This is a genomic window from Streptomyces sp. NPDC090994, assembly GCF_044768905.1.
Taxonomy (GTDB): Bacteria; Actinomycetota; Actinomycetes; order Streptomycetales; family Streptomycetaceae; genus Streptomyces.
The window spans coordinates 323,489-349,840 of record NZ_JBIVWS010000003.1 but is presented as its reverse complement, the minus strand read 5'-3'; the positions used below and the strand labels follow the sequence as shown (position 1 = coordinate 349,840).

The following is a 26,352-nucleotide window of genomic DNA, read 5'->3' as shown; positions in this document are numbered from 1 at the left end:
CGCGTGATCCGTTACGACGCTCTGGACGCCCTGCCCGTACGTACCGCCCTTCCTGGTCTGAACGACGCCCTGGAGACGCACGGCACCTCGGTCCTCGTCGCCCCGCCCGGCACCGGCAAGACGACGCTGGTGCCGCTGGCGCTGGCCGGGCTGGTGGGCGGGGGCGCTCCCACGCGGCGGGTGGTGGTGGCCGAGCCGCGCCGGATCGCCGCCCGCGCGGCGGCCCGGCGGATGGCCTGGCTGCTGGGCGAGCGGCCGGGCGAGAGCGTCGGCCACACCGTGCGCGGGGAGCGCGTCGTGGGGCGGCACACGCGCGTGGAGGTCGTCACGACCGGCGTACTGCTCCAGCGGCTCCAGCGCGACCAGGAGCTGGCCGGCGTGGACGTCGTGATCCTCGACGAGTGCCACGAGCGGCATCTGGACGCGGACACGGCGGCGGCGTTCCTCTGGGACGTGCGCGAGACGCTCCGTCCGGAGCTGCGCCTGGTGGCGGCGTCGGCGACGACCGACGCGGAGGGCTGGGCCCGGCTGCTGGGCGGGGCGCCGGTGGTCGAGGCCGAGGGGGTCTCGTATCCGGTGGAGACGGTGTGGGCCCCGCCGGCGCGTCCGGTGCGGCCGCCGCACGGGACGCGGGTGGACCCGGCGCTGCTGACGCACGTGGCGTCGGTGGTGCGGCGGGCGCTGGCCGAGCGGGACGGGGACGTGCTGTGCTTCCTGCCGGGCGTGGGGGAGATCGCGCGGGTCGCGGGGCAGCTCGGGGACGGCCTCGACGGGGTGGAGGTGCTCCAGGTGCACGGGCGGGCGCCGGCGGCCGTGCAGGACGCGGTGCTGACGGCCGGGGTGCGGCGCCGGGTGGTGCTGGCGACGTCGGTGGCGGAGTCGTCGCTGACGGTGCCGGGCGTGCGGGTGGTGGTCGACTCGGGCCTGGCGCGGGAGCCGCGGGTCGACCACGCGCGCGGGCTGAGCGCGCTGGCCACGGTACGGGCCTCGCGGGCGGCGGCACGGCAGCGGGCGGGCCGGGCCGGGCGGGAGGCGCCGGGTGTGGTCTACCGGTGCTGGACGGAGGCGGAGCACGACCGTCTGCCGCGTTTCCCGGCGCCGGAGATCAAGGTGGCCGACCTGACGGCGTTCGCCCTCCAGGCGGCGTGCTGGGGCGACCCGGACGCCTCCGGGCTGGCGCTGCTGGACCCGCCGCCGGGCGGGGCGATGGCGGCGGCGCGGTCGGTCCTGACGGCCGTGGGCGCGGTGGACGACGCCGGACGGGCCACCGCGCGGGGCGCGCGGCTGGCCCGGCTCGGGGTGCATCCGCGGCTGGGTCGGGCGTTGCTGGACGCGGGGGAATCCGGCGGGGGCGCGGCCGGGGCCTCGGGGGAGGCCGCGGAGGTCGTCGCGCTGCTGAGCGAGGAGGCGCCGCGGGAGTACGGGGACGACCTGGTCTCCGCGGTACGGGCCGCCCGGCGCGGGGGCGACGCCTACGGGGCGCGGTGGCGGGCGGAGGTTCGACGACTGCGGGGGGTCTGCGGGGAGGGGGCCGGCCGGTCCGCCGGTCGGGCCGCGGGCCGGTCCGCGGGCGGCGCCGATGAGGCGGGTGCCGGGCGGGAGGCCTCCGGACCCGGCACCCACGGTGACGCCGGCGCCGACGGGCGGGGTGCCGGCCGTACCGACGGACGGGTCGTCGGCGGTGCCGATGAAGCGAATGCCCGGCGGGAGGCCTCCGGGCCCGGCGCCGACGGCGCCGACAGGCAGGGCGCCGGCCGTACCGACGAGGCGGACGCCTGGCGGGAGGCCTCCGGGCCCGGCACCGGCGGCGCCGACAGGCAGAGCGCCGGCCGTACCGACGACAGGCAGGGCGCCGGTGGTGCCGACGAGCGGGTTGCCGGGCTGGTCGCCGCGTTGGCCTTTCCCGAGCGGGTCGCCAAGGAGGACGGCGGGTCGTATCTGATGGCCTCCGGGACCCGGGCCGAGGCGGCCGAGGGGTCGGCGTTGCGCGGGGCGCCCTGGATCGCCGTCGCCGTGGCCGACCGGCCCGTGGGACGGCGGCACGCGCGCGTGCGGCTCGGCGCGGTCGTCGACGAGGACGTCGCGCGACGTGCGGCGAGCGCCCTGCTGACGGAAGAGGACGAGGTGCGCTGGGCGGACGGGGACGTCGTCGCCCGGCGGGTCGAGCGGCTCGGAGCGATCGAACTGGCGGCGCGTCCGCTGCGCGACCCGGACCCCGGCCTCGTACGGGAGGCCCTGCTGGAGGGGCTGCGGCGGGAGGGGTTCGGGCTGCTGCGCCGGTCGGCGGAGGCGGACGTGCTGCGGCAGCGGCTCGCGTTCCTCCACCGGCACCTGGGGGCGCCGTGGCCCGACGTGTCCGACGAGGAGCTGCACGCGCGCGTGGAGCACTGGCTGGAGCCCGAGCTGAGCCGGGCGCGGCGGCGCGCGGACCTCGCGCGGATCGACGCCGGCCAGGCGCTGGCGCGGCTGCTGCCCTGGTCCACCGGAGAGGCGGCACGGCTCGACGAACTGGCCCCGGAGCGGATCACCGTCCCCAGCGGGTCCCGGGTCAGGATCGACTACGGCGATCCCGAGCGGCCGGTGCTCGCGGTGAAGCTCCAGGAGATGTTCGGGCTCCAGCGCACTCCGGAGGTCGCCGGGGTGCCGCTCCTGGTCCACCTGCTCTCCCCCGCGGGCCGCCCGGCGGCGGTCACCGCCGACCTCGCCTCCTTCTGGCGCGACGGCTACCGGGCCGTCCGGGCGGAGTTGCGCGGCCGGTACCCGAAGCATCCGTGGCCCGAGGACCCGGCCGGCGCCGAGCCCACCCGGTACACCAAGGCCCGGTCGGCTCGCAGGGACTGAGCAGGCGTACGCGGGTCGGGTCAGGCGGAGGGACTCGCGGAGGCGCTCGCGCTCGCCGAGGCGGTCCCGGACGGGCTCGGGGAGGCCGTCCCCGCCGGCTCGACCGTCAGCTCCACGTCGACGGACGCGCCGCCCGCCGTGGTGATCCGCAGCAGGAAGGTGCCGGTGGTGTCGTCCGCGTACAGCGTCGGCAGCTTCAGCAGGCCCTTGGCATCGGTCTCCAGGCCCGTCAGCGTGCGGACGGTCTTGCCGTCGGCGTCCTTGAAGTAGGGGCCCTCGTCGTTCTCGGTGGCGTCGGTGGCCGACGTGATGAGCGTGGCGGTGGCGGCGACCCGGTCCGCCACGGCGTCCTTGTAGGTGGCCTTCACCTCCACCTGATCGGCGAAGGTGCCGCCCGCGGTGCAGGTGAGCGCGGTGGTGCCGGTGCGCACGACCGTGTCGGCGACGCGCTGGGTGACGGTGGCCTTGTAGTCGAGGCCGGCGACGGACCGGCCCACGACCGTGGCGCGGACGAGGAAGCCGCCGGTCTTCTCCCCGGCGCGCAGCGCGGGCGCGGTGGCCACGCCGGAGCTGTCGGTGACGACCGTGGCGACGCTCTCGCCGGTGGTGAACTCGGCGTCGGTGGCGCCGATGACGGTGAAGCGGACCCGTACCTTGCCGACGGCCTTGCCGGCGCGGGTCTCCGCGCGGGTGCTGATGCGCTCGGTGAACGCGTCGCCCGCCATCACGCTGAGCTTGCCGGTGCCGGCGTTCTCCAGGCGGGCCACGGTGTCGGTGGGGGTCGCGGACGTCTCGTCGGGGGACGGGGTGTCGGTGGCGGGCGGGGTGGAGGACGCCGGATCGGAGGGGGACGGGGACTGGGTGGCCGGTGACGTGGACCGGCCGGATCCGTTCGACGACCCGGTGCTGGGCGACGTACTGGGCGAGACCGTGGTGTCGTCGTCGCTGCGGCCCACGGGCAGCGTGCCGGTGCCGTCCGGGATCTCGTAGCTGCCCTTGCGGTAGTACTCCAGCCAGGACAGGACGGTGTGCAGGTACTCCGACGAGTTGTTGTAGCTGAGGATGGCCGCGTCCAGGTCGTCCTGGTCCGACAGGTCCCAGCTGTTGCGGCACAGGTAGTGGCCGGCGGCGAGGGCGGCGTCGTAGATGTTGTTGGGGTCGGCCTCGCCGTCGCCGTTGCCGTCGCGTCCGGCCCACGCCCAGGTGGACGGGATGAACTGCATCGGGCCGACGGCCTGGTCGTACTCGCTGTTGCCGTCGTACGCGCCGTTGTCCGTGTCCTTGATGAGCGCGAAGCCGTTGCCGTCGAGCTGCGGGCCGAGGATCGGGCTGGTGGTGGTGCCGTCGGCGGTCACGGCTCCGCCGCGGGCCTGTCCCGACTCCACCTTGCCGATGGCGGCGAGGAGTTCCCAGGGCAGGTTGCAGCCCGGCTTCGACGCGCGCAGCGACGCCTCGGCCTTCTTGTAGGCGTCCAGGACGGTGGCGGGGATGCCCGACTCGGCCGAACCCTGGGTGACGGAGGTGCCGATGGTCGACGAGGGCGAGGGGACAGGACTGTCGAGCGGCGGAAGGTCCGTGTAGTAGGGCGAGTTGCCCGTGGCGCCGTCCCCGGAGCCGGGGTCGGCGGAGGACGCGGAGTCGGCGGTGCTCTGTCTGCCGTCAGCGCCGGCCGTGACGTCGGGAGCCTGGGACGCGGACAGGGCCGCGACCGCGACCGCCGCGACGGTGGTGGTCATCGCGCTCTTGCGCAACCGCCTGCCGATGTGCGCCGCCATAGAGTGAACCCCTCCCATGAACGCCGTGGCGTCCCTCTCCGTCGTGTGCTCGCCCTGTCGTGCTCGCCTCGGTGCGCTTGCCTCGGTGCTCGCCTCGGTCCTCGGTGCTCGCCTCGGTGCGCTTGCCCTGGTGTGACGATCGGCCGGCGCCTCGGGTTGTACCCGCATCGTCGCAGAGACCCGGGTGCGCCTGCCCGACCGGTACGGTGCGCAGGCGACCCTACGACAACTTCCTTTGCTCGGGCACCCGTTCGCGCCCGTTTCTTCCCGGTTGGACATGCCGCGTCGTCTGTCCGGCCCATGCCCGCCATGAGGAGTCCGGCCGCCGTTCACGCCCGGCCGCGGGGGCGGTCTGGTTTCTCCGGGGTTTTCGGGATTCTCAGGCGGCGTCGACGCCTGCGCGGCGCCGAACCGGCCGGACGGGCGCCCACGGGGTCGGCGGTCACGATGAACAGGGTCATCGTGCGGTCGGGGCGGGGCCGTGGCAGCAGCGTGAGGGCCAGGGCCAGGTAACCGCGGGTCAGGTCGGCCCAGCGGCGCCAGGCGGGTGGCTCCGCGGTGGCACCCGGTGCGGCGGGCGTCCGCTGGGCGAGTCCGCGGCGCAGGTCGTCGCGTACGTGGCGCACGGCCGAGGCGAGGGTGGCGGGGACCCGGGCGGTACTCGCGCCCAGGGCGAGGGCCGGGACCGGCGGGAGTGGCACGCAGGCCGGCCCGCCGGCGCCGGGCCGCCCCGGCGCCGTCCGGTGGTGGAGCATGCGTATACCCATGCCCGCATCCTCATGGGCGCCGGGGACGGGGGCGTTTTCGCGGGGGCCACCTGAGTGACGGGGCTCGGGGGGAGGCTTCGGCGGGCTTCCGGGGCTTCCGGGGCTTCCGGGGGCTTCCTGAGGGGCTGAGGGGTTTCCGGGGAGGAGGAAACGCCGGTACCTGGTCAGCCGTACTGGCCGGGGACGGCCGGCGTACGGCCGTTCCCGGAACACCCACCCGTCCTCCAGGGCGCCGGGCGGCTAGTGCGCCGCCGACTCCCAGTCCGGCCCCGCGCCCACCGAGACGCCCAGCGGCACCCGGAGGGTCACCGCGTCGGCCATCTCGCGGCGGATCAGCTCCTCCGCCGCCGCGCGCTCGCCGGGGGCGATCTCCAGCACGATTTCGTCGTGGACCTGGAGCAGCATCCGGGACTTGAGGCCCGCCTCGGTCAGCGCCTTGTCCACGTTGAGCATGGCGATCTTGACGATGTCGGCCGCCGTGCCCTGGATGGGGGCGTTGAGCGCCATGCGCTCGGCGGCCTCACGGCGCTGCCGGTTGTCGCTGTTGAGGTCGGGCAGGTAACGGCGGCGGCCGAAGAGCGTCGCCGTGTAGCCGGTCGCCCTCGCCTCGTCGACGACCCGGCGCAGATAGTCGCGTACGCCGCCGAAGCGGTCGAAGTAGGCGTCCATCAGCATGCGGGCCTCGCCCGCGTCGATGTTCAGCTGCTGGGACAGGCCGAAGGCGGACAGCCCGTACGCCAGTCCGTACGACATCGCCTTGATCTTGCGGCGCATCTCCGCGTCGACCGCGCTCTGTTCGACGGAGAAGACCTGTGCGGCGGCGGTGGTGTGCAGGTCCTCGCCGGAGGTGAACGCCTCGATCAGGCCGGCGTCCTCGGAGAGGTGGGCCATGACCCGCAGTTCGATCTGGCTGTAGTCCGCCGTCATCAGGGACTCGAAGCCCTCGCCGACCACGAAGCCGCGGCGGATCGCCCGGCCCTCGTCGGTGCGCACCGGGATGTTCTGCAGGTTGGGGTCGGTGGAGGAGAGGCGGCCGGTCGCCGCGACCGTCTGGTTGAACGTGGTGTGGATACGGCCGTCCGCGGCGATCGTCTTGATCAGGCCCTCGACGGTGACGCGCAGCTTGGCCTGCTCACGGTGGCGGAGCATGATCACCGGCAGCTCGTTGTCCGTCTGCGTCGCCAGCCAGGCCAGCGCGTCGGCGTCCGTGGTGTAGCCGGTCTTGGTCTTCTTCGTCTTCGGCAGGTTCAGCTCGCCGAAGAGGACCTCCTGGAGCTGCTTGGGCGAGCCCAGGTTGAACTCCCGGCCCGCCGCCGCGTGCGCCTCCTTCACCGCCTGCTGCACGGCGCCGGCGAACATCTGCTCCATCGCCCGGAGGTGCTCCCGGTCCGCCGCGATGCCGTGCCGCTCCATCCGGGCCAGCAGCACGGAGGTGGGCAGCTCCATGTCACGCAGCAGGTCCGCCGCGCCGACCTCCTGGAGCCGGCCCTCGAACGCCTCCCCCAGGTCGAGGACCGCGCGGGCCTGGATCATCAGCGCCTCGGCCTCGGCGGCGTCGTCCGCGCCGAACGCCAGCTGGCCGTCGGCCGCCGCGGCCGGGGCCAGCTCGCGGTGCAGGTACTCCAGGGACAGCGCGTCCAGGTCGAAGGAGCGGCGGCCCGGCTTGACCAGGTAGGCGGCGAGCGCGGTGTCCATCGAGACGCCCGCGATGTCCCAGCCGTGCTCGGCGAAGACCCGCATCGCGCCCTTGGCGTTGTGGAACACCTTGGTGCGGTCCGCGTCGGCCAGCCAGGACGTCCACGCCCGTTCGTCGGCCTCGTCCAGCTGGGACGGGTCGAACCAGGCCGCCTTGCCGTCGGCCGCGGCGAGGGCGACCTCGGCGACCGAGCCGGTGCCCAGCGCCCAGGTGTCGACGGTGGCGACCCCGAGGGGCGCGGTGCCGTGCTCGCCGAGCCAGCCGGCCAGCTCGCCGGTGGAGAGCACCGTGCCGTCCAGCTCCACGCCGTCCGCGACGACCGGGGTGGCCTCGGCCTCCTCGGCGCCCGGGTCGACGGCGTAGAGCCGCTCGCGCAGGGAGGGGTTACGGATCTCCAGGGTGTCCAGGATCATCGCGACGCCCTTGCGGTCGTACGCGGCGCGCTCCAGGTCGGTGACCGTCTTCGGCAGCGCCACCTGCCGCTCCAGCTCGGTGAGGCGGCGGTTGAGCTTGACCGACTCCAGGTGGTCGCGGAGGTTCTGCCCGGCCTTGCCCTTGACCTCGTCGACGCGCTCGACCAGCTCCGCGAACGACCCGAACTGGTTGATCCACTTCGCGGCGGTCTTCTCGCCGACGCCCGGAATGCCGGGCAGGTTGTCCGACGGGTCGCCGCGCAGGGCCGCGAAGTCCGGGTACTGGGCGGGCGTGAGCCCGTACTTCTCGATGACCTTCTCCGGGGTGAACCGGGTCAGCTCGGAGACGCCCTTGGTCGGGTAGAGGACCGTGGTGTGGTCGCTGACCAGCTGGAAGGAGTCCCGGTCGCCGGTGACGATCAGTACGTCGAAGCCCTCGGCCTCGGCCTGTGTGGCGAGGGTGGCGATGACGTCGTCGGCCTCGAAGCCCTCGACGGCGAAGCGCTGCACGCGCATGGCGTCGAGCAGCTCGCCGATCAGCTCGACCTGGCCCTTGAACTCGTCCGGGGTCTTGGAGCGGTTCGCCTTGTACTCGGTGAACTCCGCGCTCCGCCAGGTCTTGCGGGAGACGTCGAACGCCACCGCGAAGTGCGTGGGCGCCTCGTCACGCAGCGTGTTGGCCAGCATCGAGGCGAAGCCGTAGATCGCGTTGGTCGGCTGGCCGGTCGCGGTGGTGAAGTTCTCCGCGGGCAGCGCGAAGAACGCGCGGTACGCCAGCGAGTGCCCGTCCATGAGCATCAGGCGCGGGCGGCTGCCGCCGCTGGGGGTCTCGGTCTTCTTCGATGCTGTGTCTGCCACGTCCCCGATCCTGCCACGTGCCACTGACAGTGGGATCCACGCTCGCCGGTGCCCCCTGTTCGCCGTCGTGCGGTGCGGGTGCGTCGTGGCTGGTCGCGCGGTTCCCCCGCGCCCCTTGACGGCGTCGCCGGGGCCGGCGTCACAGGGGCCACCCCGCCACCGTAGCCGGCGCTTCCGCCGTCGCACCGTGCGGGTCCGTCGTGGCCGGGCGCGCAGTTCCCCGCGCCCCTTCAGGACATCGCCGGGGCCGGCGTCACAGGGGCCGCCCCGCCGCCGTAGCCGGCGCTTCCGCCGTCGTACCGTGCGGGTCCGTCGTGGCCGGGCACGCAGTTCCCCGCGCCCCGTGAGGGCGTCGCCGGGGCCGGCGTCACAGGGGCCGCCCCGCCGCCGTAGCCGGCGCTTCCGCCGTCGCACCGTGCGGGTCCGTCGTGGCCGGGCGCGCAGTTCCCCGCGCCCCGTGAGGGCGTCGCCGGGGCCGGGGTCGCAGGGGGCGCCCGGGCTCCGGCGGTGTCAGAGGCGCGTGCGAGGATCGGAGACGTACCTCACATGTGCATGCGAAGGAGCGCGCGATGGCCACCAAGCCGCCCAAGAGTGACCCGGTCCAGGACGCGCCGCGGGTCACCGAGCCGAAGCACGCGGCGGCGGGCGTCCCCGCCATCGGCCACACCCTGCGCATCGCCCAGCGGCAGATGGGCGTGAAGCGGACCGCCCTGACCCTGCTGAGCGTCAACCAGAAGAACGGCTTCGACTGCCCCGGCTGCGCCTGGCCCGAGCCGGAGCACCGGCACACCGCGGAGTTCTGCGAGAACGGCGCGAAGGCGGTGGCCGAGGAGGCCACCCTGCGCCGGGTCACCCCGGAGTTCTTCGCCGCGCACCCCGTCGCCGACCTGGCCGGCCGCAGCGGGTACTGGCTCGGCCAGCAGGGCCGGCTCACCCATCCCGTGTACCTCCCGGAGGGCGGCACGCACTACGAGCCGGTCACCTGGGAGCGCGCCTTCGACATCGTCGCGGAGGAGATCGGCGGCCTCGACTCCCCCGACGAGGCCGTCTTCTACACCTCCGGACGCACCAGCAACGAGGCCGCCTTCCTCTACCAGCTCTTCGCGCGTGAGCTGGGCACCAACAACCTCCCCGACTGCTCCAACATGTGCCACGAGTCGTCCGGCTCGGCGCTGAGCGAGACCATCGGCATCGGCAAGGGCAGCGTCCTGCTGGAGGACCTGTACAAGGCCGACCTGATCGTCGTCGCCGGGCAGAACCCGGGCACGAACCACCCGCGCATGCTCTCCGCCCTGGAGAAGGCCAAGGCCAACGGCGCGAAGATCATCAGCGTCAATCCGCTGCCCGAGGCCGGCCTGGAGCGGTTCAAGAACCCGCAGACCCCCAAGGGGCTCGCCGCCGGCGCCGCGCTCACCGACCTGTTCCTGCAGATCCGCATCGGCGGCGACCAGGCCCTGTTCCGGCTCCTCAACAAGCTGATCCTCGACACGGAAGGCGCCGTCGACGAGGAGTTCGTGCGCGAGCACACCCACGGCTACGAGGAGTTCGCCGAGGCCGCCCGCGCCGCCGACTGGGACGAGACGCTCGCCGCCACCGGTCTCGGCCGTACGGAGATCGAGCAGGCGCTGGCCATGGTCCTCGCCTCGAAGCGGACCATCGTGTGCTGGGCGATGGGGCTCACCCAGCACAAGCACTCGGTGCCCACCATCCGCGAGGTCGTCAACTTCCTCCTGCTGCGCGGCAACATCGGCCGCGAGGGCGCCGGCGTCTGCCCGGTGCGCGGCCACTCCAACGTGCAGGGCGACCGCACGATGGGCATCTTCGAGCGCCCCGCGCCCGCCCTCCTGGACGCCCTGGAGAAGGAGTTCGGCTTCGCCCCGCCGCGCGAGCACGGCTACGACGTCGTCCGGGCCATCCGCGCCCTGCGCGACGGCGAGGCCAAGGTCTTCTTCGCCATGGGCGGCAACTTCGTCTCCGCCTCCCCCGACACCGAGGTCACCGAGGCGGCCATGCGCCGCGCCCGCCTCACCGTGCACGTGTCGACGAAGCTGAACCGCAGCCACGCGGTCACCGGCGCCCGCGCCCTGATCCTGCCGACCCTCGGCCGCACCGAACGCGACCTCCAGGGCAGTGGCGAGCAGTTCGTCACCGTCGAGGACTCCATGGGCATGGTGCACGCCTCGCGCGGACGCCTGGAGCCCGCGAGCCGGCACCTGCTCTCCGAACCGGCCATCGTGTGCCGCCTGGCCCGCCGCGTGCTGGGCGGGAACAGCACCACGCCCTGGGAGGAGTTCGAGAAGGACTACGCCGCGATCCGCGACCGCATCGCCCGCGTGATCCCCGGCTTCGAGGACTTCAACGCGCGCGTGGCCCGCCCCGGCGGCTTCGCCCTGCCCCACGCCCCGCGCGACGAGCGGCGCTTCCCCACCGCCACCGGCAAGGCCAACTTCACCGCCGCCCCGGTGGAGTTCCCCGAGCTGCCCGAGGGCCGCCTGCTGCTCCAGACGCTGCGCTCGCACGACCAGTACAACACCACGATCTACGGCCTCGACGACCGCTACCGGGGCATCAAGAACGGCCGCCGGGTCATCCTGGTCAACCCCGAGGACGCCCGCGAACTGGGCGTCGGGGACGGCTCCTACGTCGACCTGGTCGGCGAGTGGAAGGACGGCGTGGAGCGCCGGGCACCCGGCTTCCGCGTCGTGCACTACCCGACGGCCCGGGGCTGCGCGGCGGCGTACTACCCCGAGACCAACGTCCTGGTGCCGCTGGACGCCACCGCGGACACCAGCAACACCCCGGCCAGCAAGTCCGTCGTGGTCCGTCTGGAACAATCGGCCACCGACTGAGCGTTTGCTCAGCCGACGCGCAGCCACCGAAGGACGAGGACGGAGCCGGGCCCATGGGCGAGCAGCAGCACGTGAAGTTCCCGCAGGAGGTCATCGACGAGTACGCCGCGCTCGGCGTCGACCTGCCCGCCCTGTTCTCCGCGGGGCACCTCGGGACCCGGATGGGCGTCCAGATCCTGGAGGCGTCGGCGGAGAAGGTCGTCGGCACCATGCCGGTGGAGGGCAACACCCAGCCGTACGGGCTGCTGCACGGCGGCGCCTCCGCCGTGCTGGCCGAGACGCTCGGCTCGGTCGGCTCGATGCTGCACGGCGGCAGCTCGAAGATCGCCGTCGGCGTCGACCTGAACTGCACCCACCACCGCGGCGCCCGCTCCGGCCTGGTCACCGGCGTGGCCACGCCGCTGCACCGGGGCCGGTCGACGGCGACGTACGAGATCGTGATCAGTGACGAGGAGGGCCGGCGGGTGTGCAGCGCCCGGCTGACCTGTCTGTTGCGCGACGTGAACCCGGGGGACGCCGCCAAGGCGGGCGCGCCGGGCTGACGCCACGGCCCTTGCCCCCGGTTCCCCGGCGTCCTGGCGTCGGGGCATGGGACGGGGAGGAGCAACCCCCTGGCCGGAGGCGGCGGGCGGGGGCCGACGCCCACGCGGCCCGGCGCCACCACCCGCGGCACTGCCCGCGCCACGACCCGCGGCACCGCCCGCGTCACCACCCGCGACGACGGCACCGCCGGCGTCCGTACGGATGCCGGTGCCGACGGCCGCACGGACAGCCTCGACGGCCGCACCAGCAGCCGTTGCAGCCATGTCGACGACCGTGACCGTCACGTCGGCAGCCGCGGCTGCCGTGCCTGAGGCTCCGTGGGCGCGGTGAGCGGCACCGGCCCCGTCGAGCCCGGCGAAGGCACCGAGGCCCGGCATGCCGAGGAGGTTCCCGGGCCCCTCCGGGCCCTCACCAGCCGCTACCGCGCCCGCGGCCGCCACCACCGCCGTACGGCCCTCGTCACCGTCGCGGCCCTCTGCGCGCCGGCGGCCGGCGGCTACCTGTACGCGAGCCGGCCGCAGCCGCGGCCCGCTGCCCCGCCGTCCTGTCCCTCCCAGGTGGTCCGCCTCGCCTACCTGGCCCCGGTCACGCCCACCGGCACCGCCCCGACCAGCGCCTTCGGCTTCACAGTGGCCCTGACCGTACGGTCCGGACCGCCCGTCACCGTGACGCGGGTGACGCAGCCCGACGCCGGCCTTTCGGTGGCGTCGTCCCCCCGCGCGCCTTTCCGCATAAAGTCGCATTCCACCCGCAAGATCACCGTCACCTTCCGCGTGACGGAATGCGTGAAAGTCCCGCGGAATGCCGGATTCCCTTTCCTGGATGTAACACTGTGTAATGCGCGCGCAATAGAGACCCACAGTTTCATCCTGGGACCGCGCTATGCCCGACAACCTCTCCGAGGCCCTTCAGGACGCCTGCGGCAACGTTTCCCCGTAATCAGCAAAACGCCCCAGACGCCTGTTCACGCCTCGCCGCTCCTGCGGGTTCTCACCATGCGGACCGGGCGAATCGGCCGGAATTCCACCGTTCTTCCCAGCCAATACCGCTCTGCATTACGCGGTGTCATAACAAGAGAGTCACAGCCTCCGTCAGACTCTCCTCCACGTTCCCCACACACGCTTAGAGTCACGGCCAGTCACCGCGCCATCCGAAAGTCATTTCGGCCCAGCGCTCGACTCGGCCGTCTCCACGGGGACGCGGCCGTGCCAGGGAAAGGACTGACCGTGCGTCAACGTTCGCTCATCGCCATCACCGCCGCTCTGGCGGCGGGAGCGCTCACCCTCACCGCCTGCGGCTCGCGTGACGACGACGGCGGCTCGGACTCCGGCGGCGACGGCACCACCGTCGTCATCGGCGTCGACGCCCCGCTGACCGGCGACCTGTCCGCGCTGGGCCTGGGCATCAAGAACTCCGTGGACCTCGCCGTCAAGACGGCCAACAAGGAGAAGTACGTCGAAGGCGTCACCTTCGAGATAGAGGCCACCGACGACCAGGGCCAGCCCTCCGTCGGCCAGCAGAACGCCTCCAAGTTCGTCGCCAACAAGGACGTCCTCGGCGTCGTCGGGCCCCTGAACTCCTCCGTCGGCGAGTCGATGCAGAAGGTCTTCGACACCGCCAACCTGGTCGAGGTCTCCCCGGCCAACACCGGCCCCTCCCTCACCCAGGGCCCGGACTGGCGCACCAAGAAGGTCCGCCCGTACAAGTCGTACTTCCGCACCGCGACCACCGACGCCATCCAGGGCCCGTTCGCCGCGCAGTACGTCTACAACGACGCCAAGAAGAAGAAGGTCTTCGTCATCGACGACAAGAAGACCTACGGCGCCGGTCTCGCCGCCACCTTCACCGAAGAGTTCAAGAAGCTCGGCGGCGAGGTCGTCGGCACGGAACACATCAACCCGGACACCAAGGACTTCTCCTCGGTCGCCACCAAGGTCAAGAACTCCGGCGCCGACGTCGTCTACTACGGCGGCGAATACCCGCAGGCCGGCCCGCTCAGCAAGCAGATCAAGGAAGCCGGCGCCAAGATTCCGCTGGTCGGCGGCGACGGCATCAAGGACGACACCTTCATCAAGCTCGCCGGCGCCGGCAGCGAAGGCGACCTCGCCACCTCCGTGGGCGCCCCCGTGGAAACCCTCGATTCCGCCAAGAAGTTCGTCGCCGACTACAAGGCGGAGGGCTACAAGGAGGACTACGCGGCCTACGGCGGCTACTCCTACGACTCCGGCTGGGCCATCATCGAGGCCGTCAAGAAGGTCGTCGAGGACAACGACGGCAAACTCCCCGACGACGCCCGCGCCAAGGTCACCGAGGCCATGCAGAACGTCTCCTTCGACGGGGTGACCGGCAAGGTCTCCTTCGACGAGTTCGGTGACGCCACCAACAAGCAGCTCACCGTCTACTCCGTCGAGAACGGAGCCTTCGACGACGTCAAGTCCGGTACCTACACCGGCTGACCCACCCGCACCTGCCACGAGCCGCGCGGGGCGCTGTCCAACAGGCGCCCCGCGCGCTCACGCATCCGGCCAACATCCGTCGAAACATCCGAACGTCTCGGAGGACATGCGGTGAACGAACTGCCGCAGCAGCTGGTCAACGGCCTGCTACTGGGATCCATGTACGGGCTGGTCGCCATCGGCTACACCATGGTCTACGGCATCGTCCAGCTCATCAACTTCGCCCACGGCGAGATCTTCATGACCGGCGCCTTCGGCGCCCTCACGGTCTACGTGTACATCCTGCCCGACGGCACCTCCCTGTGGATCGCCCTGCCGCTGATGCTGATCGGCGCCATGATCGTCGCCGTCACCGTCGCCGTCGGGGCGGAACGCTTCGCCTACCGCCCGCTGCGCGGAGCCCCCCGCCTCGCCCCCCTCATCACCGCCATCGGCCTCTCCCTCGCCCTCCAGCAGGCGGTCTGGGCCTGGTACCCCGACGCCAAGTCCGCCCGCACCTTCCCGCAGATCGACGGCGGCCCCTTCCACATCGGCGACGTCACCATCCAGACCGGCGACATCTTCCTGCTCATCGCCGCCCCCGTCAGCATGGCCCTGCTCGCCTACTTCGTGATGCGCACCCGCACCGGACGCGGCATGCAGGCCACCGCCCAGGACCCGGACACCGCCAAGCTGATGGGCGTCAACACCGACCGCATCATCGTCATCGCCTTCGCCCTCGGCGCCCTCTTCGCCGCCGTCGGAGCCGTCGCCAACGGCCTCAAGTACGGTCAGATCGACTTCCGGATGGGCTTCATCCTCGGCCTCAAGGCCTTCACCGCAGCCGTCCTCGGCGGCATCGGCAACATCTACGGCGCCATGATCGGCGGCGTCGTCCTCGGCGTCGCCGAGACCCTGGCCGCCGCCTACATCGCCGACATCCCCGGCCTGGAACAGTTCGGCAGCCAGTCCTGGGCCGACGTCTGGGCCTTCATCCTCCTCATCCTCGTGCTGCTGCTCAGGCCACAGGGCCTGCTCGGCGAACGCGTTGCGGACAGGGCGTGACACCGATGACCACACAGACCACCACCCCGAAGACCCCGGACACCCCCGCCCCGGGCGCCCCCACCGGCCTCATCGGCATCCCCCCGCACCTCGGACGCGCCCTCGCCACCGGCGGCGGCCTCCTCACCGTCGCCTCCACCTTCCTGGCCTGGACCTGGACCGACGCCTTCCCCGGCGACCTCACCGTCTACGGCTACCCCGGCGGCCTCCAGGTCCTCACCCTCATCGCCGGCGCCCTCACCGCCCTCCTCGGCACCGCCTCCTACGGCGTCAAGGGCCTGCGATGGCTCACCCCCGCCGGCGCCGACGCGGCGATCAAGTTCGCCGCCCTCGCCGCGTTCGCCACCACCTGGTACACCGTCATCGCCATCAGCGCCCAGCTCGGCGGCGTCGTCAACCTCGAACCCGGCGGCTACCTCGCCGCCGCCGTCACCCTCGTCGCCTTCCTCGGCGCCCTCGCCCTCCCCTTCGAACGCCCCGCGCCCGACCCCTCCGACCCCGACGACACCGGCTGGGAGCAGTTCCGGCACCGCGCCGCGCAGAACTGGGGGACCGTCAAGGCCGCCTTCGCCGGCGGCACCCCCCGCCCCGCGCCGGCCCTGCCCTCCTCCGTCGAGATCCTCATCATCGTCGCCGTCCTCGCCGTCGCCCTCACCGTCTTCACCTACGGCATCGGCACCGAGTACGACGAACTCTTCGTCGGCTTCCTCATCACCGCCGGCTTCGGCTTCAGCGCCCTGCACCGCACCGGCCTGATCGCCCAGATCTCCCAGATCACCGCCCGGCACCAGAACATCACCGTCTTCGGCGCCTTCATCGCCGCCGCCCTCTTCCCCTTCACCCAGACCGACGACCAGTACGCCACCATCGGCGTCTACATCCTCATCTTCGCCACCGTCGCCCTCGGCCTGAACATCGTCGTCGGCCTCGCCGGACTCCTCGACCTCGGCTACGTCGCCTTCCTCGGCGTAGGCGCCTACGCCGCCTCCCTCGTCTCCGGCTCCCCCACCAGCCCCATCGACGTCCACTTCCCCTTCTGGGCCGCCGTCCTCGTCGGCGCCGCCGCCTCCCTCGTCTTCGGCGTCCTCATCGGCGCCCCCACCCTGCGGCTGCGCGGCGACTACCTCGCCATCGTCACCCTCGGCTTCGGCGAGATCTTCCGCATCACCGCCAACAACCTCGACGGCACCTCAGGACCCGACGTCACCAACGGCGCCAACGGCATCGCCGGCATCCCCGACCTCAAGATCCTCGGCTGGGACCTCGGCGCCCAGCACGACATCGCCGGCTTCACCATCGGCCGCTTCGCCAACTACTTCTTCCTGATGCTGCTCATCACGGCCGTCGTCGTCCTCGTCTTCCGGCGCAGCGGCGACTCCCGCATCGGCCGCGCCTGGGTCGCCATCCGCGAGGACGAGACCGCCGCCCTCGCCATGGGCATCAACGGCTTCCGCGTCAAACTCATCGCCTTCGCCGTCGGCGCCTCCCTCGCCGGCCTCGCCGGCACCGTCCAGGCCCACGTCACCTACACCGTCACCCCCGAGCAGTACCTCTTCGCCGGCACCACACCGCCCAACTCCGCCTTCCTGCTCGCCGCCGTCGTCCTCGGCGGCATGGGCACCATCGGCGGCCCCCTGCTCGGCGCCGCACTGCTCTTCCTCATCCCGAACAAGCTCCAGTTCCTCGGCGACTACCAGCTCTTCGCCTTCGGACTCGCGCTCGTCCTGCTGATGCGCTTCCGCCCCGAGGGACTCATCCCCAACCGCCGCCGGCAGCTCGAATTCCACGAAGAGGCCGAAGCGCCCGCGGCCCTCGGCAAGACAGGGGCCTGACCACCATGACCACCACCACGGACACCACAGCCGGCCGGACCGTCCTCGACGCCCGCGGCGTCACCATGCGCTTCGGCGGACTCACCGCCGTACGCGGCGTCGACCTCACCGTCCGCAGCGGCGAGATCGTCGGCCTCATCGGCCCCAACGGCGCCGGCAAGACCACCTTCTTCAACTGCCTCACCGGCCTCTACGTCCCCACCGAGGGCGAAGTCCGCTACAAGGACCAGGTCCTGCCGCCGAAATCCTTCAAGGTCACCGCCGTCGGCATCGCCCGCACCTTCCAGAACATCCGTCTCTTCGCCAACATGACCGTCCTGGAGAACGTCCTCGTCGGCCGCCACACCCGCACCAAGGAAGGCTTCTGGTCCGCCGTCCTGCGCGGCCCCGGCTTCCACAAGGCGGAGGCCGCCTCCCGGGCCCGCGCCACCGAACTCCTGGAGTTCGTCGGCCTCGCCGCCAAGGCCGACCACCTCGCCCGCAACCTCCCCTACGGCGAACAGCGCAAGCTGGAGATCGCCCGCGCGCTGGCCAGCGAACCGGGCCTGCTGCTCCTGGACGAGCCGACCGCCGGCATGAACCCCCAGGAGACCCGCGCCACCGAGGAACTCGTCTTCGCCATCCGCGACCAGGGCATCGCCGTCCTCGTCATCGAGCACGACATGCGGTTCATCTTCAACCTCTGCGACCGCGTCGCCGTCCTCGTCCAGGGCGAGAAACTCGTCGAGGGCGACAGCGCCACCGTCCAGGGCGACGAACGCGTCATCGCCGCCTACCTCGGCGAACCCCTGGAGAACGACCCCGGCGCGGCCGAAGCGGCCGAGGTGGAGGCCGCCGAGGCCCACGCCCCCAAGGAGAACGACCGATGACCGCACTCCTGGAGGTCGAGGACCTCCGCGTCGCCTACGGCAAGATCGAAGCCGTCAAGGGCATCTCCTTCACCGTCGACGCCGGCGAGGTCGTCACCCTCATCGGCACCAACGGCGCCGGCAAGACCACGACGCTGCGGACGCTCTCCGGCCTCCTCAAGCCGGTCGGCGGCCAGATCAGGTTCGACGGCCGGTCGCTGAAGAAGGTCCCCGCCCACCAGATCGTCTCCCTCGGACTCGCCCACTCCCCCGAGGGCCGGCACATCTTCCCCCGCATGACCATCGAGGACAACCTGCGCCTCGGCGCGTTCCTGCGGAGCGACAAGGCGGGCATCGAGAAGGACATCCAGCGCGCCTACGACCTCTTCCCCATCCTGGGCGAACGCCGCAAGCAGGCCGCCGGCACCCTCTCCGGCGGCGAGCAGCAGATGCTCGCCATGGGCCGGGCCCTGATGTCCCAGCCGAAACTCCTCATGCTCGACGAGCCCTCCATGGGCCTCTCCCCGATCATGATGCAGAAGATCATGGCGACCATCGCCGAGCTGAAGTCCCAGGGCACGACCATCCTGCTCGTCGAGCAGAACGCCCAGGCCGCGCTCTCCCTCGCGGACCAGGGGCACGTCATGGAGGTCGGCAGCATCGTCCTGTCCGGCACCGGGCAGGACCTCCTGCACGACGAGTCGGTCCGCAAGGCGTACCTTGGCGAGGACTGACCCCGCGGCATGACAGAGGCCCGCGTCCCCGTCCGGGACGCGGGCCTCAGCCGTACGCGCTCGAAAGCTCAGCCCTTGTCCTTGGGCGCCTTCTTCTCCGCGGCGTCGTCGATGACCGCCTGGGCCACCTGCTGCATCGACATCCGCCGGTCCATCGACGTCTTCTGGATCCACCGGAACGCGGCCGGCTCGGTCAGCCCGTACTCCGTCTGCAGCACCGACTTCGCGCGGTCCACCAGCTTGCGCGTCTCCAGCCGCTGGGAGAGGTCCGCGACCTCCTTCTCCAGCTCCTTCAGCTCCGTGAACCGCGAGACGGCCATCTCGATCGCCGGCACGACGTCGCTCTTGGAGAACGGCTTCACCAGGTACGCCATCGCACCCGCGTCCCGCGCCCGCTCCACCAGGTCGCGCTGCGAGAACGCGGTCAGCATCAGCACCGGGGCGATGCTCTCGCCGGCGATCTTCTCGGCCGCGGAGATGCCGTCCAGCTTGGGCATCTTCACGTCCAGGATCACCAGGTCGGGGCGGTGCTCACGGGCCAGCTCGACGGCCTGCTCCCCGTCACCGGCCTCACCGACGACGGAGTACCCCTCCTCCTCCAGCATCTCTTTGAGATCCAGCCGGATGAGCGCCTCGTCCTCGGCGATGACGACACGGGTCGTCAGCGGAGGCACGTGCGACTTGTCGTCATCGGTCACGTCGGCGGGCTGGGGCGACTCGGGGGCGGTCACGTGGGCTCCTCGTTCGGGGCAGGGGCACTGCTGACAAGAGCCTACCTAGCTGCGGTAAGGTGGACGCGCTCAGGGTCGGCGGAAACCTTCGATCCTACGAGCCCCGGTAGCCCAATTGGCAGCAGGCAATGGATTCAAAACCCATACAGTGTCGGTTCGAGTCCGACCCGGGGCACTTTTCCTTCGATTCGAAGGTCGCCACCGATAAGCGGATGTCCACGTTCTCGTGAACATCCGCTTTCTTGCACACGCAAGCGAGCGCTCGCGCTCGTGGCGCAGGGCCGCAGCCTGCATTCGGTGAGCAGGGAGATGGGCATCTCCCGGGCGGCGATCCGCGCCTGGCTCGACCGCTTGGAGCCACTTCCCCGCCTGGCTCCGCCGGACCCCGGACCGCCCGCGTGCGAGCGGTCGTACGCCTGTCTGCTGGGGCTGTACCTGGGAGACGGCTGCATCAGCTCGCACCCCCGCAGCAGCGGCTTCCACCTGCGGATCGACTCGTCCGCGGGCTGATCCACTCCGACGGCTGCCGCATCACCAACTGCTCTGATGGACGCTCACGTGGGTCCGAAGTACTGACTAGTCCTCGCCGATGTGGTGCACCCGCACCATGTTCGTCGTACCCGACACCCCCGGCGGCGAGCCCGCCGTGATGATCACCACGTCGCCCTTCTGGCAGCGGCCGTACTGGAGGAGGAGTTCGTCCACCTGGGCGGCCATCGCGTCCGTGGAGTCGACGTGGGGGCCGAGGAAGGTCTCCACGCCCCAGGTCAGGTTCAGCTGGGAGCGCGTCGCGGGTTCGGGGGTGAAGGCCAGCAGCGGAATGGGTGAGCGGTAGCGGGACAGGCGGCGGGCCGTGTCGCCGGACTGGGTGAAGGCGACCAGGAAGCGGGCGCCGAGGAAGTCGCCGATCTCGGCTGCCGCGCGGGCGACCGCGCCGCCCTGGGTGCGGGGCTTGGTGTGGCCGGTGAGCGGGGGGAGACCCCCGGCGAGGAGGCCTTCCTCCGCCGCCTCGACGATGCGGGCCATCGTGCGGACCGTGTCGATCGCGTGCTTGCCGACGCTGGTCTCCCCGGAGAGCATCACCGCGTCCGTGCCGTCGAGGACCGCGTTGGCGACGTCGGAGGCCTCGGCGCGGGTGGGCCGGGCGTTGTCGATCATCGAGTCGAGCATCTGCGTGGCGACGATGACCGGTTTGGCGTTGCGCTTGGCGAGTTTGACGGCGCGTTTCTGGACGATCGGGACCTGTTCCAGCGGCATTTCGACGCCGAGGTCGCCGCGGGCGACCATGATGCCGTCGAAGGCGGCGACGATGCCGTCGAGGTTCTCGACGGCCTGGGGTTTCTCGACCTTGGCGATGACGGGGAGGCGGCGGCCCTCCTCGTCCATGATGCGGTGGACGTCGTGGATGTCGCGTCCGCTGCGGACGAAGGAGAGGGCGATGACGTCGAAGCCGGTGCGCAGCGCCCAGCGCAGGTCGTCCTCGTCCTTCTTGGAGAGGGCGGGGACGGAGACGGCGACGCCGGGGAGGTTGAGGCCCTTGTGGTCGGAGACCATGCCGCCCTCGACGACGCGGGTGCGGACGCGGGGGCCGTCGACGGCGGTGACTTCGAGGCAGACCTTGCCGTCGTCGACGAGGACGCGTTCGCCGGGGGTGACGTCGTCGGCGAGGCCGGCGTAGGTGGTGCCGCAGCCGGTGCGGTCGCCTTCGGCGCCGTCCTCGACGGTGATGGTGAAGGTGTCGTCGCGTTCGAGGAGTACGGGGCCTTCGGTGAAGGTGCCGAGGCGGATCTTCGGGCCCTGGAGGTCGGCGAGGAGTCCGACGCTGCGGCCGGTCACGTCGGATGCCTTGCGGACCCGTCGGTACCGCTCCTCGTGTTCGGCGTGGCCGCCGTGGCTGAGGTTGAAGCGGGCGATGTCCATGCCGGCCTCGACCAGTGCCTCGATCTGGTCGTAGGAGTCGGTGGCGGGTCCCAGGGTGCAGACGATTTTCGCTCGGCGCATGGGGCGAGCCTATGACTTACCGGCGGGTAGAGAATTGGCGGTGCATGACTGCTCAACGACCTTTGAGTGAAGCCCTTTTGACAAGTGGTGAATTGTGCGGCGGGGTGCTCCGATGAGCATTCGGCGGGGTTTTTCCCAGCCCTTTCGGGCGCTTTTTCGACGGTCGCTCATATGGTCGGCGGCGCTGCGGTCGCGGGCACCCGCGGGGACGCCGGTCGGGGCCGTAGGTCCCGCTCTGCCGCCGCTTCGGACCGGGCGGCCCCCGGTGAGTCACCGGATCGAAACCTGCGAGGGGTGTTGCCGGTCGCGTTGAGCGGCCACAATCTACGCGCGTTGTCCACGTGGGCCGTGCGCCCCGTCATCCAGGAGATCAGCATGCCGTTGAACCGCCGGAAGTTTCTGAAGAGGTCCGCCGTCACGGGGGCGGGGGTGGCGCTGGCCGGTGCGGCGGCGGCTCCGGCGGCCGAGGCGGCGCCCGCCGGCCACGGGCGCAAGCCGAAGGGCAAGCGGTACTCGCTGACGGTGATGGGGACGACCGACCTGCACGGGCACGTCTTCAACTGGGACTACTTCAAGGACGCGGAGTACACGGACTCGGCGGGCAACGCGCAGGGTCTGGCGCGGGTCTCGACGCTGATCGACCAGGTGCGCGAGGAGAAGGGCCGCGGCAATACGCTGCTGCTGGACGCGGGTGACACGATTCAGGGGACTCCGCTGACGTATTACTACGCGAAGGTGGACCCGATCACCGCCGAGGGCGGGCCGGTGCATCCGATGGCTCAGGCGATGAACGCGATCGGTTATGACGCGGTGGCGCTGGGCAATCACGAGTTCAACTACGGTATCGAGACGCTCCGCAAGTTCGAGGAGCAGTGCGATTTCCCGCTGCTGGGTGCGAACGCGGTGGACGCGAAGACGCTGAAGCCCGCTTTTCCCCCGTATTTCATGAAGACGTTCCGGGTGAAGGGCGCGCCGCCGGTCAAGGTGGCGGTGCTGGGGCTGACCAACCCGGGGATCGCGATCTGGGACAAGGCGTACGTGCAGGGGAAGCTGGCGTTCCCGGGCCTGGAGGAGCAGGCGGCGAAGTGGGTGCCCAAGCTGCGGTCGATGGGCGCGGACGTGGTGGTGGTCTCGGCGCACTCGGGGGCTTCGGGGACGTCGTCGTACGGTGACCAGTTGCCGTACGTGGAGAACGCGGCGGCGAACGTCGCCCGGCAGGTGCCGGGGATCGACGCGATCCTGGTCGGGCACGCGCACACGGAGATCGTGGAGCAGCGGGTCGTCAACGAGGAGACCGGCGAGGAGGTCGTGCTGTCGGAGCCGCTGTGCTACGCGGAGCGGCTGACGCTGTTCGACTTCGAGCTGGTGCACGAGAAGGGCCGTTGGCGGGTGGAGTCCGTCAAGGCGTCGCTGCGGGATTCCCGCACGGTGGCGGACGATCCGAAGATCACGCGGTTGCTGAAGGACGAGCACGCGCTGGTGGTGGCGTACGTCAACCAGGTGGTGGGGACGGCGACGGAGACGTTGACGACGGTGGAGGCGCGGTACAAGGACGCGCCGATCATCGATCTGATCACCAAGGTGCAGGAGGACGTGGTCAAGACGGCGCTGGCGGGGACGGAGTACGCGTCGCTGCCGGTGCTGGCGCAGGCGTCGCCGTTCTCGCGGACGTCGGAGATCCCGGCGGGCGAGGTGACGATCCGGGATCTGTCGAGTCTGTACGTGTACGACAACACGCTGGTGGCGAAGGTGATGACGGGTGCTCAGGTGCGGGCGTACCTGGAGTACTCGGCGGAGTACTACGTGCAGACCGCGGCGGGTGCGGCGGTGGACGTGGAGAAGCTGACGAACGCGGGCGGCCGTCCGGACTACAACTACGACTACGTGTCGGGGCTGGCGTACGAGATCGACATCGCGCAGCCGGCGGGTTCGCGGATCAAGAACCTGACGTACGGGGGTGCGGCGCTGGACGACGCGCAGCGGTTCGTGCTGGCGGTGAACAACTACCGGGCCAATGGCGGTGGGGCGTTCCCGCATGTGGCGTCGGCGCAGGAGGTGTGGTCGGAGTCGACGGAGATCCGTACGCGGATCGCCGAGTGGGTGACGGCGAAGGGTGTGCTGGACCCGGCGGACTTCGCGTCGGTGGACTGGCGGCTGACGCGGGACGGTACGCCGGTGTTCTGATCCGTTTCCGGTGGGTGGCCTCAGATTCCGTCCGCGAGCGGGGTGAGTGTTCTCGCCTCGCGTGCGGAGGGGATCTGGGGCCGTCGCTGTTCCAGGCCGAAGGTGGTGAAGGCGGTGCGGCGCGGGAGGGGGTAGGGGTCGGTGCCGGTGAGGGTGTTGAGGATGGTGGCGCTGCGCCAGGCGGCGAGTCCGAGGTCGGGGGCGCCGACGCCGTGGGTGTGGGTCTCGGCGTTCTGTACGTAGGCGTGGCAGCCGGCGGTGGTGACGGTGGGGTCGAGGAGGAGGCGGAAGCGTTCGTCGACGCGGGGGCGGTTGGCGTTGTCGCGGCGCAGGTAGGGGTCGAGGCCGGCGAGGAGTTGGTCGAGGGGGCGTTCGCGGTAGCCGGTGGCGAGGACGACGGCGTCGGTGGTGAGGCGGGAGCGGGTCTTCTGTTCGACGTGTTCGAGGTGGAGTTCGATCTGGGTGGTGGCGACGCGGCCGGCGGTGCGGACGCGGACGCCGGGGGTGAGGACGGCGTCGGGCCAGCCGTCGGTGAGGGAGCGGCGGTAGAGCTCGTCGTGGAGGGCGGCGAGGGTGCCGGCGTCGACGCCTTTGTGGAGGTGCCATTGGGCGGGGACGAGGCGGTCGCGGACGTTCTCGGGCAGGGCGTGGAAGTAGCGGGTGTAGTCGGGGGTGAAGTGTTCGAGGCCGAGTTTGGAGTACTCCATGGGGGTGATCGCCTCGGTGCGGCCGATCCAGTGCAGGCGTTCGCGGCCGGTGGGGCGGTTGCGGAGCAGGTCGAGGAAGATCTCGGCGCCGGACTGGCCGGTGCCGACGACGGTGACGTGGCCGGCGGTGAGCAGGGCGGTGCGGTGGTCGAGGTAGTCGGCGGCGTGCAGGACGGGGACGCCGGGGGCGTCGGCGAGGGGTTTGAGCGGTTCGGGGACGTGGGGTTCGGTGCCGATGCCGACGACGAGGTTCTTGGTACGGGTGCGGCCGAGGGCGTGGGCCTCTCCGTCGGCGTCGAGGTGGGCGTAGTCGACTTCGAAGCAGCCGTGTTGGGGGTGGAAGCGGACGGCGTCGACCTGGTGGCCGAAGCGGAGGGAGGGGAGGTTCTCGCTGACCCAGCGGCAGTAGGCGTCGTAGGCGGTGCGGTGGATGTGGAAGTGCTCGGAGAAGTAGAAGGGGTAGAGGCGTTCGCGGGTGCGGAGGTAGTTGAGGAAGCTGAAGTGGCTGGTGGGGTCGGCGAGGGTGACGAGGTCGGCGAGGAAGGGGACCTGGAGGCGGGCCTCGTCGATGAGGAGGCCCGGGTGCCAGTGGAAGGCGGGGCGCTGGTCGTAGAAGACGGCGTCGAGGCCGGTCAGGGGGTGGGCGAGGGCGGCGAGGGAGAGGTTGCAGGGGCCGATGCCGATGCCGACGAGGTCGTGGGGCTCGGGGGTGGGGTTCATCGGGGGGTGTGTCCTTCCACGAGGTCGAGGAGGGCGGTGAGGTCGCCGGGGCCGGTGTGGGGGTTGAGGAGGGTGGCCTTGAGCCACAGGCGTCCGTCGGGGCGGGCGCGGCCGAGGACGGCGCGGCCTTCGGTGAGGAGGGTGCGGCGGACGGCGGCGACGGCGGGGTCGGGGGCGCCGGCGGGGCGGAACAGGACGGTGCTGAGGGGCGGTGGGGCGTAGAGGTCCAGGGCGGGGCGGGCCTCGACGAGGCGGGCCAGGTCCTGGGCGCGGGCGTGGACGTGGTCGACGAGGGTGCCGAGGCCGGTGCGGCCGAGGGTCTTGAGGGTGACGGCGATCTTGAGGATGTCGGGGCGGCGGGTGGTGCGCAGGGAGCGGCCGAGGAGGTCGGGGAGGCCGGCGTCGGTGTCGTCGTCGGCGTTGAGGTAGTCGGCGCGTTGGCGCAGGGCGGTGAGGTCGGTGGGGTCGCGGACGGTGAGGAGGCCGGCGGCGATCGGTTGCCAGCCGAGTTTGTGCAGGTCGAGGGCGATGGTGTGGGCGCGGTCGAGGCCGGTGAGCTGGGCTCGGTGGCGGTCGCTGAAGAGGAGGCCGCCTCCGTAGGCGGCGTCGATGTGGAGCCGGGCTCCGTGGCGGGCGCAGATGCCGGCGATGTCGGGGAGGGGGTCGATGAGGCCGGCGTCGGTGGTGCCCGCGGTGGCGGCCACGACGACGGGGCTGCCGGGGCCGGGGAGCCGGGCGAGGATGTTGTCGAGGACGGCGGGGTCGAGGGTGCCCGCGGGGGTGGGTACGGGGACGGGGTCGGGCAGGCCGAGGAGCCAGGCGGCGCGGGGCAGTGAGTGGTGGGCGTTGGCGCCGTGGACGAGGCGGGTTGCCGGTCCCTGGGTTTCGCGGGCGAGGAGCAGGGCGAGGTGGTTGGACTCGGTGGCGCCGGTGGTGACGAGGGCGTCGGTGTGGCCGGCCTCCCTGGCCAGGGCGTGGGTGACGAGGGCTTCGAGGGCGGAGGCGGCGGGGGCCTGGTCCCAGGAGTCGAGGGAGGGGTTGAGGACGCTGGCGGCGAGGTCGGCGGCGGCGCTGACGGCGAGCGGCGGGCCGTGCAGGTGGGCGGCGCACAGGGGGTCGGCGGGGTCGGCGGAGCCGGCGGCGAGGGCGGTGACGAGGGTGCGCAGGGCGCCGGGGTCGCCGTGCTCGGGCAGGACGTCGCCGAGGGCGGCACGGATGCGGGCGGCGACGGCGTCGGGCCCGCCGGCGGGGAGCGGCCCGCCGCGGGCCCGGGTGCCGGTGCGGAGGGCGTCGAGGACGGTGTCGAGCAAGGGGCGGAGGGCTTGGGGGCCGTCGGGGCCCGAGGCGAGGGGC

Annotated in this window: 16 protein-coding genes, 1 tRNA gene and 1 pseudogene; 11 read left to right on the top strand and 7 right to left on the bottom strand. The window is 72.0% G+C overall.

Features of this window, described 5'->3' with window-relative positions:
* The first annotated feature begins 3 nt into the window (after positions 1-3).
* Positions 4-2,841 carry an ATP-dependent helicase C-terminal domain-containing protein gene (locus ACIQR3_RS08960; RefSeq protein WP_403536206.1) on the top strand — a complete coding sequence of 946 codons (2,838 nt, stop codon included), beginning with the start codon at positions 4-6 and terminating at the stop codon, positions 2,839-2,841.
* A 20-nt stretch (positions 2,842-2,861) separates the two neighbouring features.
* Here ACIQR3_RS08960 and ACIQR3_RS08955 read toward each other — a convergent pair whose 3' ends face one another.
* From ACIQR3_RS08955 to polA, 3 genes are all read right to left on the bottom strand, one after another.
* Complete coding sequence (locus ACIQR3_RS08955) at positions 2,862-4,616, bottom strand: lytic murein transglycosylase (RefSeq protein WP_403536204.1); 1,755 nt, start codon at positions 4,614-4,616, stop codon at positions 2,862-2,864.
* A 329-nt stretch (positions 4,617-4,945) separates the two neighbouring features.
* Positions 4,946-5,383, bottom strand: a complete 438-nt coding sequence (locus tag ACIQR3_RS08950; protein ID WP_403536201.1) for a hypothetical protein — start codon at positions 5,381-5,383, stop codon at positions 4,946-4,948.
* A gap of 240 nt (positions 5,384-5,623) precedes the next feature.
* On the bottom strand, positions 5,624-8,350 hold the full coding sequence (polA, locus tag ACIQR3_RS08945; RefSeq protein ID WP_403536198.1) for a DNA polymerase I: 2,727 nt from the start codon (positions 8,348-8,350) through the stop codon (positions 5,624-5,626).
* A 569-nt stretch (positions 8,351-8,919) separates the two neighbouring features.
* Here polA and ACIQR3_RS08940 point away from each other — a divergent pair.
* From ACIQR3_RS08940 to ACIQR3_RS08910, 7 genes are all read left to right on the top strand, one after another.
* On the top strand, positions 8,920-11,199 hold the full coding sequence (locus ACIQR3_RS08940) for an FdhF/YdeP family oxidoreductase (RefSeq protein ID WP_403536195.1): 2,280 nt from the start codon (positions 8,920-8,922) through the stop codon (positions 11,197-11,199).
* 53 nt (positions 11,200-11,252) lie between these two features.
* The gene (locus ACIQR3_RS08935; protein WP_403536192.1) at positions 11,253-11,741 is read left to right on the top strand and encodes a hotdog fold thioesterase; all 489 of its coding nucleotides are present in this window, start codon (positions 11,253-11,255) and stop codon (positions 11,739-11,741) included.
* Between the two features lie 1,227 nt (positions 11,742-12,968).
* Positions 12,969-14,198 carry a branched-chain amino acid ABC transporter substrate-binding protein gene (locus ACIQR3_RS08930; RefSeq protein WP_403536190.1) on the top strand — a complete coding sequence of 410 codons (1,230 nt, stop codon included), beginning with the start codon at positions 12,969-12,971 and terminating at the stop codon, positions 14,196-14,198.
* Positions 14,199-14,309: 111 nt separating this feature from the next.
* A complete protein-coding gene (locus ACIQR3_RS08925; RefSeq protein WP_403536188.1) occupies positions 14,310-15,242 on the top strand; it encodes a branched-chain amino acid ABC transporter permease in 933 nt (310 codons plus the stop codon).
* Positions 15,243-15,247: 5 nt separating this feature from the next.
* The gene (locus ACIQR3_RS08920) at positions 15,248-17,074 is read left to right on the top strand and encodes a branched-chain amino acid ABC transporter permease (RefSeq protein ID WP_403536186.1); all 1,827 of its coding nucleotides are present in this window, start codon (positions 15,248-15,250) and stop codon (positions 17,072-17,074) included.
* Positions 17,071-17,943, top strand: coding sequence for an ABC transporter ATP-binding protein (locus ACIQR3_RS08915; protein WP_403536786.1), 873 nt, complete (start codon positions 17,071-17,073; stop codon positions 17,941-17,943). Before ACIQR3_RS08920 ends, ACIQR3_RS08915 begins: the two co-directional genes overlap by 4 nt.
* On the top strand, positions 17,940-18,656 hold the full coding sequence (locus ACIQR3_RS08910; protein ID WP_403536183.1) for an ABC transporter ATP-binding protein: 717 nt from the start codon (positions 17,940-17,942) through the stop codon (positions 18,654-18,656). Before ACIQR3_RS08915 ends, ACIQR3_RS08910 begins: the two co-directional genes overlap by 4 nt.
* A 68-nt stretch (positions 18,657-18,724) precedes the next feature.
* Here ACIQR3_RS08910 and ACIQR3_RS08905 read toward each other — a convergent pair whose 3' ends face one another.
* On the bottom strand, positions 18,725-19,387 hold the full coding sequence (locus tag ACIQR3_RS08905) for an ANTAR domain-containing response regulator (RefSeq protein ID WP_403536180.1): 663 nt from the start codon (positions 19,385-19,387) through the stop codon (positions 18,725-18,727).
* 100 nt (positions 19,388-19,487) lie between these two features.
* On the opposite strand from ACIQR3_RS08905, the gene ACIQR3_RS08900 reads away from it, so the two are divergent.
* Positions 19,488-19,562, top strand: a tRNA-Leu gene (locus ACIQR3_RS08900).
* A gap of 29 nt (positions 19,563-19,591) precedes the next feature.
* Positions 19,592-19,879: pseudogene (locus ACIQR3_RS08895) on the top strand (helix-turn-helix domain-containing protein); the annotation flags it as partial.
* Positions 19,880-19,963: 84 nt separating this feature from the next.
* Here the strand turns inward: ACIQR3_RS08895 and pyk are convergent.
* Positions 19,964-21,388, bottom strand: a complete 1,425-nt coding sequence (gene pyk, locus ACIQR3_RS08890; protein ID WP_403536172.1) for a pyruvate kinase — start codon at positions 21,386-21,388, stop codon at positions 19,964-19,966.
* Positions 21,389-21,763: 375 nt separating this feature from the next.
* On the opposite strand from pyk, the gene ACIQR3_RS08885 reads away from it, so the two are divergent.
* The gene (locus tag ACIQR3_RS08885) at positions 21,764-23,572 is read left to right on the top strand and encodes a bifunctional metallophosphatase/5'-nucleotidase (RefSeq protein WP_403536169.1); all 1,809 of its coding nucleotides are present in this window, start codon (positions 21,764-21,766) and stop codon (positions 23,570-23,572) included.
* Positions 23,573-23,592: 20 nt separating this feature from the next.
* Here ACIQR3_RS08885 and ACIQR3_RS08880 read toward each other — a convergent pair whose 3' ends face one another.
* Together ACIQR3_RS08880 and ACIQR3_RS08875 are read right to left on the bottom strand one after the other, a co-directional pair.
* Positions 23,593-24,999, bottom strand: a complete 1,407-nt coding sequence (locus ACIQR3_RS08880; protein WP_403536166.1) for a lysine N(6)-hydroxylase/L-ornithine N(5)-oxygenase family protein — start codon at positions 24,997-24,999, stop codon at positions 23,593-23,595.
* Positions 24,996-26,352 (bottom strand): pyridoxal phosphate-dependent decarboxylase family protein (locus tag ACIQR3_RS08875; protein WP_403536163.1); only part of this gene is annotated, 1,357 nt, incomplete at its 5' end. The genes ACIQR3_RS08875 and ACIQR3_RS08880, both read right to left, overlap by 4 nt.

Bases quoted from the DNA above. Each gene is read 5' to 3' on its own strand.
- ACIQR3_RS08880 (WP_403536166.1), bottom strand. From the start codon at position 24,999: ATGAACCCCACCCCCGAGCCCCACGACCTCGTCGGCATCGGCATCGGC.
- pyk (WP_403536172.1), bottom strand. From the start codon at position 21,388: ATGCGCCGAGCGAAAATCGTCTGCACCCTGGGACCCGCCACCGACTCC.
- ACIQR3_RS08950 (WP_403536201.1), bottom strand. From the start codon at position 5,383: ATGGGTATACGCATGCTCCACCACCGGACGGCGCCGGGGCGGCCCGGC.
- ACIQR3_RS08920 (WP_403536186.1), top strand. From the start codon at position 15,248: ATGACCACACAGACCACCACCCCGAAGACCCCGGACACCCCCGCCCCG.
- ACIQR3_RS08955 (WP_403536204.1), bottom strand. From the start codon at position 4,616: ATGGCGGCGCACATCGGCAGGCGGTTGCGCAAGAGCGCGATGACCACC.
- ACIQR3_RS08885 (WP_403536169.1), top strand. From the start codon at position 21,764: ATGCCGTTGAACCGCCGGAAGTTTCTGAAGAGGTCCGCCGTCACGGGG.
- ACIQR3_RS08910 (WP_403536183.1), top strand. From the start codon at position 17,940: ATGACCGCACTCCTGGAGGTCGAGGACCTCCGCGTCGCCTACGGCAAG.
- ACIQR3_RS08935 (WP_403536192.1), top strand. From the start codon at position 11,253: ATGGGCGAGCAGCAGCACGTGAAGTTCCCGCAGGAGGTCATCGACGAG.
- ACIQR3_RS08940 (WP_403536195.1), top strand. From the start codon at position 8,920: ATGGCCACCAAGCCGCCCAAGAGTGACCCGGTCCAGGACGCGCCGCGG.